The 14,461-nt window shown below is 68.5% G+C and carries 12 protein-coding genes; 4 read left to right on the top strand and 8 right to left on the bottom strand.

Features of this window, described 5'->3' with window-relative positions:
• Positions 1-248: 248 nt before the first annotated feature.
• Positions 249-1,256, bottom strand: a complete 1,008-nt coding sequence (locus GTZ93_RS36225) for a hypothetical protein (protein ID WP_126935989.1) — start codon at positions 1,254-1,256, stop codon at positions 249-251.
• Between the two features lie 165 nt (positions 1,257-1,421).
• The gene (locus tag GTZ93_RS36230) at positions 1,422-2,723 is read right to left on the bottom strand and encodes an OprO/OprP family phosphate-selective porin (protein ID WP_161663268.1); all 1,302 of its coding nucleotides are present in this window, start codon (positions 2,721-2,723) and stop codon (positions 1,422-1,424) included.
• Between the two features lie 178 nt (positions 2,724-2,901).
• Between GTZ93_RS36230 and coaA the strand changes: the two genes are divergently transcribed.
• Positions 2,902-3,855: a type I pantothenate kinase gene (coaA, locus tag GTZ93_RS36235; RefSeq protein ID WP_120580466.1), complete on the top strand. Its 954-nt coding sequence runs from the start codon at positions 2,902-2,904 to the stop codon at positions 3,853-3,855.
• A gap of 16 nt (positions 3,856-3,871) precedes the next feature.
• Positions 3,872-4,864 (top strand): cysteine synthase A, encoded by a 993-nt coding sequence (locus GTZ93_RS36240; RefSeq protein WP_139921272.1) that lies wholly within the window; start codon positions 3,872-3,874, stop codon positions 4,862-4,864.
• 13 nt (positions 4,865-4,877) lie between these two features.
• On the opposite strand, the gene GTZ93_RS36245 is transcribed toward GTZ93_RS36240, so the two are convergent.
• A complete protein-coding gene (locus tag GTZ93_RS36245; RefSeq protein ID WP_139921274.1) occupies positions 4,878-6,146 on the bottom strand; it encodes a type I restriction enzyme HsdR N-terminal domain-containing protein in 1,269 nt (422 codons plus the stop codon).
• 102 nt (positions 6,147-6,248) lie between these two features.
• Positions 6,249-7,241: a FadR/GntR family transcriptional regulator gene (locus GTZ93_RS36250; RefSeq protein ID WP_139921276.1), complete on the bottom strand. Its 993-nt coding sequence runs from the start codon at positions 7,239-7,241 to the stop codon at positions 6,249-6,251.
• Between the two features lie 476 nt (positions 7,242-7,717).
• Between GTZ93_RS36250 and GTZ93_RS36255 the strand changes: the two genes are divergently transcribed.
• Positions 7,718-8,344 carry an SgcJ/EcaC family oxidoreductase gene (locus GTZ93_RS36255; protein WP_139921278.1) on the top strand — a complete coding sequence of 209 codons (627 nt, stop codon included), beginning with the start codon at positions 7,718-7,720 and terminating at the stop codon, positions 8,342-8,344.
• Here the strand turns inward: GTZ93_RS36255 and GTZ93_RS36260 are convergent.
• From GTZ93_RS36260 to GTZ93_RS36275, 4 genes are all read right to left on the bottom strand, one after another.
• On the bottom strand, positions 8,307-9,617 hold the full coding sequence (locus GTZ93_RS36260; RefSeq protein WP_139921280.1) for a DUF418 domain-containing protein: 1,311 nt from the start codon (positions 9,615-9,617) through the stop codon (positions 8,307-8,309). The two genes, GTZ93_RS36255 and GTZ93_RS36260, sit on opposite strands and share 38 nt — an antisense overlap.
• Positions 9,618-9,719: 102 nt before the next feature.
• The gene (locus tag GTZ93_RS36265; RefSeq protein WP_139921282.1) at positions 9,720-11,246 is read right to left on the bottom strand and encodes a phosphatase PAP2 family protein; all 1,527 of its coding nucleotides are present in this window, start codon (positions 11,244-11,246) and stop codon (positions 9,720-9,722) included.
• Positions 11,243-12,154: a fatty acid desaturase family protein gene (locus tag GTZ93_RS36270; RefSeq protein WP_139921284.1), complete on the bottom strand. Its 912-nt coding sequence runs from the start codon at positions 12,152-12,154 to the stop codon at positions 11,243-11,245. The genes GTZ93_RS36265 and GTZ93_RS36270 overlap by 4 nt, the downstream gene beginning before the upstream one ends.
• A complete protein-coding gene (locus GTZ93_RS36275) occupies positions 12,141-13,127 on the bottom strand; it encodes a Rieske 2Fe-2S domain-containing protein (protein WP_139921286.1) in 987 nt (328 codons plus the stop codon). Before GTZ93_RS36275 ends, GTZ93_RS36270 begins: the two co-directional genes overlap by 14 nt.
• 145 nt (positions 13,128-13,272) lie before the next feature.
• On the opposite strand from GTZ93_RS36275, the gene GTZ93_RS36280 reads away from it, so the two are divergent.
• Positions 13,273-14,460: a cyclic nucleotide-binding domain-containing protein gene (locus GTZ93_RS36280; protein ID WP_120580457.1), complete on the top strand. Its 1,188-nt coding sequence runs from the start codon at positions 13,273-13,275 to the stop codon at positions 14,458-14,460.
• Position 14,461: the final 1 nt, after the last annotated feature.

Genomic DNA, 14,461 nt, shown 5'->3' on the forward strand with positions numbered 1-14,461 from the left:
CCGAGAGTGCCGCCTCCTGCGTCCGTGCGGACGCCTCGGGGGCCTCCGAGGGTCCGCACCCGCCAAGCGCCGCTGCGATCACGGCGCCCCAAAGAAGCCGCCAGCCCATCACCCTGCGAGTCGTTCCCATGTGTCCCCACCTCGCTGTCCCCAAAGACAGACAGTGCGAGTTAGGAACGACCCTTCGACAGGCACACTGCCCTGGAGGGCAGTGGGGCTTTGATGCCTGAACAGTCCGCGGGGCGCGGTCAGCGGCCGGAGAGCAGCTCCGTGGTGAAGGAGAAGCCGCCCAGCAGGTAGGGCATGGCATTCATGCGGTTCTCATGTTTGAGGTACCAGCCGGCCATGAGCAGCACGGTGGGCTTGCTCATGACGCCGCCCGGCTTCGTGTCGAAGGCATACGCGACGAGCGGGCCCACGCGGACGTGCGAGTTGGTGGGCAGCTTTCGCCCGGGCAGCGGCTCCACCGCGTTGGTGTCTTCGTCGTAGCGGGGCCACACCGCGGAGAGCCGGGCGCCCAGCGTCCACTGTCCGGCCAGCCAGAGGAGGTCCGTGTCGTTGGCGAGCACCCAGCCCTTGCCGGGCACCAGCGTGTCCAGCGTCGGGTCGTAGAACGTGCCGCGCGTGCCGCCGTCGCGCAGCGACATGTTCCAGTACTCGATGGCCAGCTTCGAGCGCAGCGCCAGGGACTTCACCTTCGCCTGGAGCATGGGCTCCACGAAGAAGTGGTGCCCGGAAGTGCCGTAGGCGGTGTCATTGGTCGCGCTGCGCAGGTCGTCGTCGTAGGGCTGGAAGGAGTCCGGATAGGACTGCACGCTGCCGAAGGTGCCGAAGAACTGGACGTACTCGTAGCCGGCGCGGACGTTGAAGATCGCCAGCGGTTGCAGCTCCACCACGGGCCCCAGCTTGAAGAACGCGGGACTCAGCCGGAGGCTCGCGCCGGCGCTGGCGTACGTGTCGCGCAGGAGCAGGGAAGGGCTGTCGGAGAGGCGCTTCTGGTAGACGAGCCGGTTCTGCGACTCGAGCCCCAGCGGGTTGTAGCGGACCACGTTGAGGGTGGTGAAGTAGACGCGGCTGTCGGGCAGGAGCGGCTGCACCGGGAGTGGCACGTCCTCCGTGATGGGCGCCTGGGGCTGCTGCGCGGCCACGGGTGCACCCAGGCCCAGGAGGCCGAGCAGCGCGGCGCGCGTGAGCGCCTTCGACAGGGACGGGGAGCGGACAGGCGTCGGGCGTTGCGGGAACACGTTCGCGGGCATGCATCCTCTCGGCGGAGTCCGCGGGAGCGGCCCACGGGCAAGGGCCACCCGTGGCGGGCGGCGGGAGCGTCGTGCACCTGACGTGGGCGCTTCAAGACGCACCAGGACGAAGCCGCCGGATGACACCCGGCGTCACCAAATGTTTCACGACTCGCGGGCGGGGTTTCAGAACGTGAGCTGGAAGCGGGACATGAGGACGTTCTCGGGAGGGCGGTCGGCGCCATCCGGAGCGCCGCCCTCGTAGTTCGTGCGGTGGAAGTTCATGGCGAAGCGCACGCGCCGGTTGAAGGCGAACGTCGTGGCGACGCCGAAGCCGCTCGCCGCGCTCACGGATTGCGCGGGGTTGGCGAAGCGGGGGAAGGCGGCGTCGTCAATGTCCAGGGCGTGGTAGCGCGCCGCCACCTCCAGCGCGCCGCCCTTGAGCGTCTTCGGGTCGAAGGGCGTCGTGGGCCGGGCGCCTTCGAAGGACGCCTTCCCTCCGAACACCCACGACACCGACGTCTGCCACGCGTGGTTGCGCAGCCGCGCGCGTGCGTCCGCGATTCGCACCTCTTGTGACGAGCGCACGTACTCCGCGAGGAGGCCGAAGGAGCCCCAGTAGAAGTAGCCCTGGGGCGCGAGCCGCAGGTGCTGGCCGTGCGCCGTCACCGTCTCTCCGGTGTTCGCGTTGTTGAGATAGCTGAAGATGATCTCCTGGCCCGTGCTGCGAAAGGGCGCGAGCCCGGTGTTGGTGGCGGTGCCGAACTGGAGGCCGCGCGTCACCGCGATGCCCAGCCCCAGTCCCTGGAGGAAGGCCGGCTCGCGGCCCTTGAAGGGCAGGGCGAAGACGCGGGCGACCAGGTCGAAGCTGTCGTCGGGATTGGTGTCGGTGCTGGCGCCGTCGGGGTCTCCATTCACCACCGCCAGCGAGTACTGCCACCGGCCGCCTTCGCCCTCGCCGTGCAGCTCCAGGCCCTCGTCGCGGTTGGGGACCAGGTCCACCGTGAGCGAGCGCTCGATGAAGGGGTTGTCCATGTCGGACTGGAGCAGCTCCAGTCCGAACGGCGTCTTGAACCGGCCCGCGCGCAGGCGGACCCATTCCCCTGGACGGAAGTCGATGAACGCGTCCTGGATGATCGGCTGATTGACGCCGAAGTCCGGCATGAGGCGGAAGTCGATGAAGCCGAAGAGCGTCCCGTCCAGGATGGGGCGCACGCGCCGCACGAGGAACGTGTTGGTGCCGGTTCGGTCGATGTCCGCGAAGTAGAAGCGCCCGTCGCCCTGGAGCTGGCCGCGCAGCTTGAGCACGAAGGCCTTGTCCGCGGACGACAGCGTGAAGCCTTCCTCGGAGACGTTGATGACTGGCGGCTCGGCGGCCTTGGGAGGTTCGGCGGCCTTGGGAGGCTCGGCGGCCTGGGCGTGAACGCGGGGGGCGGCGAGCAGCAGGCCCGTGGCGGCGAGGAGGGCGGGGGCGCAGAAAATGGACACGCGTGGACCTCGGGGGACAGGCTCCGGGAGGGCGGAGTGCCCCCGCGTCCGTCGGGCGCGACCGGGATGCGGACGGGCACGTTGGCGGCGGGAAAGTCTTGCTGTCAAGAATCGCAGGGAAGACCTGTTGTTACCTTCACTTGCCGGATCCGGGGCGGTCTGGTTCATGCTGGGTGGCATGTCCGTGACCAAGCCCCGCGCCGCATCGATGTACGTCGACCTGGACCGCGACGCGTGGCGCGAGCTCCGGGCCTCCACGCCGCTGACGTTGACGGCGGAGGAGGTGGAGAAGCTGCGGGGCCTGGGGGACCGGCTGGACATCCAGGAGGTGGAGGACGTCTACCTGCCGCTGTCGCGACTGCTGCACCTGCAGGTGGCGTCAGCGCAGTCGCTGTGGGCGGCGCAGCAGGCGTTTCTGGGCTATTCGGTGCGCAAGGTGCCGTTCATCATCGCCATCGCGGGCAGCGTGGCGGTGGGCAAGAGCACGACGTCGCGCATCCTCCAGGCGCTGCTGGCGCGCTGGCCGGACCATCCGCGCGTGGCGCTGGTGACGACGGACGGGTTCCTCTATCCGAACCGGGTGCTCGCCGAGCGGGGCGTCATGAACCGCAAGGGCTTTCCGGAGAGCTATGACCGGCGCGCGCTGGTGCGCTTCCTGGCGGAGCTGAAGGCGGGGCGCGAGGAGGTGACGGCGCCGGTGTACTCGCACCTCGTCTACGACATCGTGCCGGAGGAGGCGCAGTCCATCCGGCAGCCGGACATCCTCATCCTGGAGGGGCTCAACGTCCTGCAGACGGGGCCGGTGGAGGGCGGGCGGCTGCCGCAGACGTTCCTGTCGGACTTCTTCGACTTCTCCATCTACGTGGACGCGAGCGAGACGGACATCCGCCACTGGTACGTGGAGCGCTTCCTGCGCCTGTGGGAGACGGCGTTCCGCGACGAGCGGTCCTTCTTCCGGCGCTTCTCTGAATTGACGCGCGACCAGGCGATTGCCCGGGCCGCGTCGGTGTGGGCGGAGATCAACGGGCCCAACCTGGCGGAGAACATCGCGCCCACGCGTTCACGGGCGAGGCTCATCCTGGTGAAGGGCAGCGACCACAAGGTCCGCCGCGTGCGGATGCGCAAGCTGTAGTTCGGGGAGGACGCACATGGCGCCACGAATGGGTTCGCTCTGGGATGCGGTGGGGAACACGCCGCTGTTGCGCATTGGCTCGCTCAGCCGTCAGACGGGCTGCGACATCGTCGCCAAGGCGGAGTTCATGAACCCGGGCGGGAGCATCAAGGACCGGGCCGCGAAGGGGATGATTCAACGCGCGGAAGCCACGGGGCAGCTGAAGCCCGGCGGCACGATCGTCGAAGGCACCGCGGGCAACACAGGCATTGGCCTGGGACTGCTGGGGCGCGAGCGCGGCTATCGCGTGGTGGTGACGATGCCGGACAATCAGGCGCGCGAGAAATACGAGTACCTGGAGGCAATGGGCGTGGAGGTGCGGCGGGTGCCGCCGGTGCCGTTCTCCAATCCCTCGCATTTCTTCCACCAGGCGCGGGCGTTGGCGGAAGCGAACGGCTGGGCGTGGATGAACCAGTTCGAGAACACGGCGAACGGCGACTTCCACTACGAGACGACGGGGCCAGAGATCTGGGAGCAGGCGGAAGGCAAGGTGGACGTGCTGGTGGCGTCCGTGGGCAGCGGCGGCACGCTGTCCGGCACGAGCCGCTACCTGAAGGAGAAGAACCCGGCCTTGCGAGTGGTGTTGGTGGATCCGCCGGGGTCGGGGCTCTACTGCCAGGTGCGCACGGGGAAGATGGAGACGGCGGGGAGCTCCATCACGGAGGGCATTGGCATCATGCGGCTGACGGAGAACTTCCGGCAGGCGCGCGTGGATGAAGCGATGCGCCTGGAGGACCAGGACATGCTGGAGATGCTCTACCACCTGGCGCGCGAGGACGCGTTGGTGGTGGGCACCTCCGCGGCCCTCAACGTGCGGGCCGCATGGGAGGTCGCGCGCAAGCACCAGGGACAGGGGCTGCGCATCGTCACGTTCCTGTGCGACCACGGCAGCCGCTACGCCTCCAAGGTGTTCAACCCGGAGTTCCTCGCGTCGAAGGCGCTCACGGTGAAGCCGCTGCCTGCGGTGTGAATCAGCGGAGCCGCTACTGGCTGGCGACCACCTTGAGAGTGGGCTCCGCGGGCGCCTCCTCCTTGACGGTGAGGGACAGCTCCAGGCTCCGGGCGACCAGGGTCTTGAGCGCCCACACCTCTGGAATCGTCTGGATGTAGACCCGGCTGATACCGAACGCCGCGGGGGACGCCTCGACCTCGAACCCCGCGGCGAGTGTTTTCGCCTCCTCGACGGGGACCCAGGTGGCGATGCACTTGCGTTTGCCATTGCCGAAGAACCGCACGAACCACTTCGTGGGCTTCTTGAAGGACACGTTGAAGTAGTTCGAGGTGTCCCGGTAGAGGACGTCCTCCGCCGCGTGGCCGTTCTTGGTGCAGATGTCCCGGACGACGCCGAAGAAGGCCAGCTCCTCCTCGGTGGTCTCCACGGCGGCGCGTGTCTTGTCGTCACCCGAGGCCCGGGGTTCCGACTCAAACGGCTTCGCGCTGTCCGCCTTCACTACGTTGGGCCCGTCCTTGGCGGCGGGTGCCTCGGTGCCTTCGTTCAAGCGCTGGATGCGCTCCTTGAGTTTGTCGAGGAAGTCGTCGCCCATGACGCGGAGGAGGGTGGGCTCGATGGCCTCCTTCGCGACCTCCGCGAGGCGTTCCATCACGGCGGTTGTCCGCTTCCCCTTGTAGATGTCCTCGGTGAGCCACTTGAGGAAGCCCTCGTGTTCGCCGGGTGATTTGAGGGCGGCGGACAGCTTGTCGATCATCCCCTGGCGGTAGCGGCTGTTCTCCGCGTCGGTGATGAGCGTCGTGGCGTTGAAGGCTTCGCGGCTGAACTTGGACAGGAACTTCGCGACCTTGGCCCAGTCCGACTTCGTGTCCTCCAGGGAGAACGTGAAGAAGGGCTCCGGGTCCATGACGTTGGGGTTCTCCAGGTCTCCGAAGAACAGGTAGTGGCACCCATCCGTGATGATGCCGAAGTGGAGCTCCGGGAGCTGGGAGAGGTAGCGGGCCAGTTGCTGGGCGCGCGACTTGAGGTCCGTGCCCAGGGGCTTGGTTTCAATGACGATGAGGGGCTTCTGTCCCGTCTGGTCGAAGATGGCGAAGTCCATGCGGTCCGGCAGCTTCTTGCCGTCGCCCTGGACGAAGTCCGCCGCGTATTCGAGGCGAACCTCCCGAGGAAAGCCGGGGTCATAGCCAAGCAGCCGGATGAAGGGGACCACCAGCGCCAGCTTGGCGGTCTCTTCGTTGGAGATGAAGGACTTGGAGTCCTGATAGCGCTTGACCAGCTCCAGCAATTGATTCGCGTCCACGGTATCCCCCTGCAACCCGTCGAGCCCAGGTCGTGCCAGCAGTGAGAACAGACTGGCGACGTCCAGAACTACAATCGGTTGGATCCCTCGTGGCCATACCTCTTATGGGTTATCCGGGGGCAAAGGAGGGATTGGCGGGCGTCCATCACGTCTTCCTTGCGAGTTCTCCTCCACGCGGAGTTGTTCCTCGCTCACATCGTCCTGCTCAACGGATGGAGTGGGGAGTGCCTCCCGCGTCTCGTCCTGTGCGGCGGCTGGAGGAAGGCGATCGACGGCACCGTCCTCGACGCTGGGGTGTGTCTCCAATGCATCGTCCTGGCCGGTCGCTGACAGTGGGGTGTTGAGCAGGTCCTCCTGAGCGCATGGGGCCTCGGGGGACGCAGGTTCCTGGGGCGCAGGGGCGAATGCGTTCAGCACGCGCTCATCGCGCGCCTTCAGCAGCGCTGGCAACTCATGCTGAAGTGCCTGCACGTCGCGCTCGTTCATAATCGCCATCGCGCGGAAGGCCCACTCACGCAGCGCCGCTCCGCCCATGAGCGGCAGCAGTTGGGCGGCTCCTCCCAGGAAGGCCCGCTGCAGGGATTGAACGAGGAGCACGTGCCCGGGACGCGCCGCCACCCGCGCCGCATGCCGCAGCAACTCGAATTCCGCCCACGCGCAGACTTCCCCCGACTCCCAGCGCGCCGCGTCCTGGAGCTGGTAGCACGTGCTCCCCAGCCGGTCCAGGTCAAGGTCCGAGGCCTTCGCGCAGCAGTCGGCCAGAAGCTCCAACAGCACCTGCCGCTTGAGGCTGAAGTAGCCCTCCAGAAGCCACCGGGCATCCGGGTTGCTCGCGTCATGCAGCGCCAGCCCCAGATTCTCCAGCGTCAGCGACTCATCCAGCGGCACCGCGCGCGTCTTGCGACCGGGGCGCTGCACCACCAAGCCCCGCGCCGCCAGCCGCCGCAGCGCCTCACGGATGGTGCCCCGACACACCTCATAGCGGCGCGCCAGCTTCGCTTCGGAGCCGAATTGTCCGCTCGGGTGCAGCCGCCCCAGCGCGATGTCGCGCTCGATTTGCGCCTCCACATAGGCCACGAGTCCTCGCCGTTCCATCCCCACTCCCCCTCCTCGTCCCAGCATCGCCATCCAACCACAGGGGTCTGACATGGAAGCGCGGGCCCACCAATCCGTGTCATCGGATGGGCCGCAGTCCGGGACCCGGGCGGCGAAAACCTGTCCGACAGTCGGACAGGTTTTGAGGCAACCGGGCCCGGGCGGGCGCCTCTGTCGGTGGTCCACATTGGCGACTGCGCGGGCGCGACTTCGTTCGCCTTCTGGCCTGGTGCGGTCTGGGGCCCATGCTGCGGAGGCCTGTCCGACTGTCGGACAGGTCTTGAGGCAACCGGCCCTGGGTGGGGACCTCCCTCCGTGGCCCCATCCTGGCTTCCGCGCATGCACGCCGTCGCGGCCCACCGCCGCGCTTCGTGCGGCACGCGTCATCACGAGGACCATTGAATCGACGGGTTTGTTAACGAACCTCGGGCGACCTGCTTAGGATGCTCGCCTTCCTCTTCCTTCATGGAGCTTCGATGGTGCGCACCCGGCTCGTAGGTCTCCTGGCGTTGCTGTTCGTCGCGGTCCCCGTTGTGTCGGGGGCTCAGGATGCCGTGGCTCCGGCGGCGGTGGCTTCTGGCGATGAAGCGACGCATCAGGCACTGCGCGGCATCAAGCAGGACATGGAGGACGCGCTCAACAAGCAGGACCTGGACCGGTTGCTGTCGCACCTGCACCCGGACGTCGTGTTCTCCACCATGAACAACGATGTTCGCGTGGGGAAGGACGCCATCCGCGCGTACTACGCGGAGATGCTGGGCGGCCCGAACAGCGTCGTGAAGAAGGTCACCGCGAAGTTCGACGTGGATGCGCTCACTCGCCTTTATGGCAACTCGGGCGTCGCGTATGGCTCCTCGCTGGACCACTACATCCTGAACGACGGCACGGACCTCGTCGTCAATGGACGGTGGACCTGCACCCTGGTGAAGGAGGGCGATCAGTGGCTCATCGCCGCGTTCCACTACTCCACCAACGTGTTCGACAACCCCCTGCTCACGAAGGTGAAGAACGCCGCCATGGGCTTCGGTGCACTGGTCGCGGTCGCCGCGCTTGGGGCGGGTTTCTTCATCGGACGCCGGGGACGCCGGCCGGCGACGGTTTGAGCGCGAGCCGCATGGGCTGGCGCTGGCCGTAGGTGAGCGAGCGCCACAGCCACTCGGCCGGACCGAAGCGGAAGCGCGACAGCCAGGCGTGGCTGAGTGGAATCTGGATCGCGAACACCAGCAGGGTCAGCGCCACGCAATGTGACGGCGGCAGCTTCCCGATGAGCCCCAACCCCCAGCCGTCATACAGCCAGAGGCTCACGACCGTCTGAATCAGATAGTTGCTGAGCGCCATGCGCCCCACCGGGGCCAGGATGCTCAGCCATCTGCGCCAGCGCTCCGTCTGGAAGAGCAGGGCGAAGGCGGCCACGTAGGCCGCGGCGAGGCCCAGGTAGCCCATCTCCTGGATCGCGGACAGGGTGAACATCCAGTGGGCTTTCGACGGGTCCAACAACCCCGCGAGCCGCAGGTGCTGGACCACCACTCCCGCGCCATTTCCCAGCACGCCCAGCACCAGCCCCCAGCCCAGCATCTTCCGGTGCCAGGCGCGGTGGCGCTCCACGTCCTGGAGCAACAGGTGTCGGCCCGCGAGCAGCCCCAGCAGGAACCGGCCCAGGATGAAGATCATCCACAGCAGCCGCTTCAGCGTGGGCAGCATGTACTGGAGGAAGTGCGCGTTCGCTGCCTGCGTCGTCCAGAGCGAGTCGCTCTTGAGTCCGAGCAGCAGTTGCTCCCGCGTCTGGGCCTCCATGGCTTCCGTGGCCTTCGCGGCGTCGGCCGCCGCCTGAGCTCTGTGCAGCAGGATGGGACCGAAGTGCAGGAGCGCCGGCACCAGTAACGGCACCACCACCACCGACAGGCCCACCCACGCCAGCAGCGTCCGGTCCGAACGGTTCCGGAAGAGGAGCAACGCGAAGCCCAGCAGGGCGTAGGTGGACAGCACGTCTCCCGCCCAGAGCGCCGTGAGATGCACCACCCCGATGCCCAGCAGCACCAACAGCCGCCGTGAGTACACCGGGACGACGGAGGCTCCGCGTGACTCGGCCCGTGTCAGCTGGATGGAGAACCCGAGCCCGAAGAGGAAGGCGAACAGCGTGACGAACTTCTGGTTCACGAAGAAGTGGTAGAGCGCCGTGACGGCCGCTTCGAAGGGTGGTGCCGCCAGTGCCTGGGTCTGCTCTCGCGGCATCAGGACCCGGCCGCTGAACCAGGCGAAGCTGTTCGACACGAAGACGCCCCACAACGCGAAGCCGCGCAGCACGTCCAGGAGCGGCAGCCGCTCGGAGGCATCCACCGGACGGGCGCTGGAAATGGAAGGGGAGGAGTCGGACATGCGTCCAGCAGATGCCTCCGCCTGCTTCGCGTCAACGCATGCACCGCGTCGTGCTCAGTGGCCTCGCTCCACGCGGATGGAGGCCGACCGCGCGTGAAGGACTCAGGAGATTTCGAGCACCGGCGCCTGGCGCAGGAAGGGCATGCGACGCGGCAGCTTCCGGGCCCAGAAGCCTTCCACCGACCTGTGGAAGAGGCGCAGCAGTGCTACGCCTTGCCTGCCTTCCAGCTGGGCCAGTTCCTTCGCGGAGCGGTCGAGCAGCGCGCGGGCTCGCTGGTACTCATCGCGCACCCAGGCCCGTCCGGCTTTCGCCCTGAGCAGTGATTCGAAGTCCTGGGGATCATGTCCCTGGGCGCGCACCTCCGTGGCGACGTCCGCGGGCACGTTGAAGAGTCCCTGAACCAGGTCCTCTTTCAGGTCGCGCATCACCGAGCACCATCCCAACGCCGCGAGCAGGGAAGGGGCGTCATCTGCTCGTACCTGCGCGGCCGCGACGTGCAGCAGCAGGCTCACGGACAGCCGGAAGGTGTTTCCGAGTTGGGTCTGGAGCGTCGCCGCGTCCCACCAGTGCCCATCGCGCACTCGCTCCCGGTCCCGGCGCATGGTGCGGACCAGTTCGAACACCTGCTCGCGGGCCGCCGGTTCGGTCAGCTCCGTGAGCAGTACCCGGCCCAGTGACACCGCGGTGTCGTGGAACTCCGTGGCGGGGCCTGGCGCTCCGGTCTCCAGCGTGCGCAGGAGCGCGTCGATGGCGTCCAGCGGTTCGCCTCCGACGGGACGGTCTCCATCCAGCACGTCATCCACCAGTTGGAGGAAGCAGAACCCCGCCCGTGCGCGTCGCGCCTTGCGCCAGCGTCCCAGCGACTGCTGATACAGCGCGAGCGCGATGAGCCCGTAACGCGGATGCCTGCGCGCGAAGCGGTACATCTCCCTCGCGCAGAGGGCTTCCACCCGCACGGCTTCGAGGAATGCTTCCTGCCGGACCCGGGGCGCCACGACACGCCACGTGCCCCAGGCGAGCAATGCTCCCGCGAGCACGTCCACCAGATGGTGCTCGTGGATGAGCAGCGTGGACGCCGCGATGGCCAGGGCCCACAGCGCGAAGATGGTGCTCGCCACCGGTCCTGAACGCTCGCGATAGGCCAGGGCCGCCGTGCAGGCGAAGGCGACGTGGAGCGACGGCAGGTAGTTGCGCTCCAGGTTCATCGTGTCCGCGGCCTGGAAGATGGATGCCCAGACTCCGGTGACGGCGCGCGGCGGCCACGCGACCTCCACCGGCAGGACGAGGAAGCAGAGTGCTCCCAGCACCGTCTCCGCGCACAACGCCATCGCGAAGGGGAGCATCTGTCTCCACGTCCGGAAGATGAACAGGGACAGGAGCAACAGCACGTCCATGCTGACGTAGACGGCGGCCCAGCCAGGCATGAACGGGATGTGCTGCTCGACGGGCAGGTCCACGCGCAGACCGCCGGAATAGAAGCCTGTCACCCAGCTCGCGCCGCCGTACATCGCGAGGAAGAACAGCGCGAAACCGCACGTCATCGCGCCCGTGCGCTTCAGTTCATCCCGCGCTGGCCAGCCGAAGAGTGGACCCTCCGTGTGCGCTTCCTTCTCAGCGGACGCGCTCATTTCGACTGCTCCGGGAACGGCCGGGGCCCGCGCCACATGGACAGCCAGATGCCCAGGAAGGATGGCCGGGGCACGCTCTCGTCCACGTAGCGGCCCAGGTAGAGCCAGGGCACCTGCGGGTACCGGTGGTGCGCTCGGTGGTAGTGGTAGTTGAGGAACACCCAACGCACTGGCGCCGCGACCTTCAGGTCCCATGCGCCTTCACGCACGTCCAGCGGCGACCACGCGTGGTCCGCGTACTGGAGCGAGCTCCAGTTCACCGCGAACGCCGCGTAGCAAAGAGCCCACCCCACGAGCGTCAGGTCCAGCGCATACGCCAGACCTGACTGCACTGCCACCATCCCCAACACCTCCGCTCGGATGGCTGTCCCCGGTGCATCCTCCAGCCGCCCCAGGTACGCGTCCGCGCCCGTCTGTTCCCCGTAGCGCGTCCCCGGCCCTCGCAGCCTTTGCAGCAGGCCTGGCGCGAGCGCGAACACCAGCGCTCCCAGCGGTACGAACAGCCAGTAGATGCCGGTCAGGATGACGTACCACTGCGCATACTTGAGGAAGCGGTGGTCGCCCGGGTGCAGGTAGTCGAACTGCTCGCGCGCGGAGCGGTTGTGCCGGTGATGCGTGAGGTGGAACGCGCGCTGCAACGTGAACGACGTGGGGAAGAACGTCGCCGCCAGCCGGCCCAGCATGTCGTTGAACCGCCGCGAGGGATGCAGCACTCCGTGCGTCGCTTCATGCAACAGCGAGAACACCGTGTTGTTCACGTAGGAGAACACCCCGGCCGCCACCAGCCGCACCCAGAGGGCCTCCGCGTGCGACGCTGTCCACAGGCACAGCGTCCCCGCGCCCATCGCCGTGACGAGCAGCACCGCGTTGAGCGCGGCGGGGATCGGCGGAGCGTCATCGGCGCGCATCGTCCCCGTCCTCGGGCAGGCCCACGGCGAAGTCGAGCAGCTGGCGCATCACCGGGTCCGCCGTCGCCGTCGCGACGTTGAAGCGCATGCCGTCCAACACGGACAAGTCGCGCCGCAAGAACGACGTGTAGAGCCACCGAGACACCCCGAGCACCATCGCCGCCGCGCCCGGGATCCGCCCCCGCCTCGCCGCGACCGCGAGCCGCACCGACGTCCCCTCCGCCACCGGCGTCAGGCTCGCGAGCAGCAGCCCCCTCGCCCGGCCCAGGTCGCTCTTCACTGAAATCAACGTCCCGCCGTGCAGCGTGAGCTCCACCCGGATGCGGTTGCCCGACAGCGCCTTCATCAGCCGGTCACTCGTGCCCGTGCCGATGACGCGCGACGTGTAGCGCAGCCGCAGGGTGTACCGGTCCGGCGTCTCCCAGGTCGGCGTGTCCCACAGCTCCCGGTGGTGCACCGTACGCAGGTGGTCCAGGTCGAACGAGTTCGCCGCGAGCGGCAGCCACGGACAGCCCACCGTCACCGGAGGTCCTACATTCCAGACGTGCTCCCCACCTCCCAGGTCGGGTGGGGGAAACAGCGCCTCGGGTCCGTTGAACACGAGCACTCCGCCGAAGCGCTCCTCCACCGGCCATGCCCGGGGCCCCGGCAGGGCGGACACGTCGCTTCGGCCGGGTACGGCTCGGCAGTGGCCCAGTCCGTCGAAGCTCCAATGATGCAGCGGACAGCGCAGCAGCTCGCCCTGGACGGTGCCGTGCTTCAGGTGCGCTCCCAGGTGGGGACAGTGCGCGGACAGGGCGTGGACCCGGCCCTGCTGGCTCCGGAACACCACCACCTCCTGGCCACCTACCTGAACGCCCATCGCGTGGCCGGGCCGCAGGGCCGCGGATGGAGCCACCAGGTACCAGGAGCGCGGGCGCGAGGGCCCGGGGAGATGGTCCGGAGCCACCCCGGCCAGGACGGGAACAACCATGCCCGGACCCTACCGGACCCGGTGTCTCCAGGGCCACGGGGGGGCCGGTCGAGACTGGCTTTACGCCCGGGTTCCTGGTTTGTCAGGCGCTGGCGGAACCGGGCGCGCCGCCCCAACGGTGCGGGCCTGGGAAGGGACGTGTGACATGGCAGGCGATACTGCGGGCAGCAGTCGGGGCGGTTCGTTGCGGGGCAGCACGCTCCAGGTGGTGCAGTCCCTGGCGGCGCAAGGCGAGCCGGAACGCGCGGCACAGCTCTACGAGGAGCTGGGCGCGGCGCAGCGCGAGCGGCTTCGCAAGGAGGCCGCGCAGGGATCGGTGAAGGAGCGCCACTGGCTGGTGGACGTGCTGCGCCGGGCGCGGGACTTCACGGGCGCGGCGCGGCTCCTGGACGGCAGCGGTGACGATGTGTCCGTGGCGGACCTGTACGCGCAGGGCGGTCAGCACGTGGCGGCCGCGGAGGCGTATCTGCGCGCGGGCGAGGTGGAGCGCGCCGCGGCGGCCTTCGAGCGGGGTGGGGCGCTGGAGCGCGCGCTGGAGGTCTACCGGGGCCTGGGCGCCCGCGAGTCCATGGCGCACTGCCTGGTCCGCCTGGGCCGCCCCTTCGAGGCCGCGGACCTCTACCAGGAGCTGGGACAGGCCCACGCGGAGGCCGAGGCCCTGGGGGGTGTGCTCGCGGAGGATCCTCGCTACGTCGAAGCCGTGCTGCGCACGTGCAAGGTGCTGGATGCCGGCGGCTTCACGCACCGGGCGCTCGCGGTGCTGGCGGACGCGTTGAGCAGCTCCGATCACCTGCGCGCGGATCCCGTGCTGGTGACGGAGAAGGCGCGGCTCCTGCGGCGCATGGGCCTGGACGTGGAGGCGGAGGCGCTCCTCGCGCGGCTGGCCGCGGGCGCGACCGTGCCGGAGGCCAGCGGCTACCGCTTCCTCAAGGCCATTCCCATCTTCGGCGAGCTGCCGTTGGAGGACATGAAGGACCTATACCGCCTGGCGCGGCCCGTGACGACCACGCCGGGCACGGTGCTGCTGGAGAAAGGCGCTCCCGGCACGGGCCTGCTCGTGCTGCTGGAGGGCACCGTGGACGTCTACTCCGGGAATGAGCCCAACGCGCGGCACCTCAACACGCTGGGGCCGGGCTCTTTCCTGGGGGAGATTTCACTCGTGCAGGACGGCCCCGTGTCCGCGAACGTGCGCGCGAAGACGGCCGTGCGCGCGCTGCGCATCACCCGCGAGAGCTTCCAGCACTTCCTGGCCACGCACGACGCGGCCTCGCTGCACATCTACCGGCTCTTCACGCAGAACCTCGCGGCGCGCGTGCGGGCGCTGAGCGGCTGAT

The organism is Corallococcus exiguus (assembly GCF_009909105.1).
GTDB classification, from domain to species: domain Bacteria; phylum Myxococcota; class Myxococcia; order Myxococcales; family Myxococcaceae; genus Corallococcus; species Corallococcus exiguus.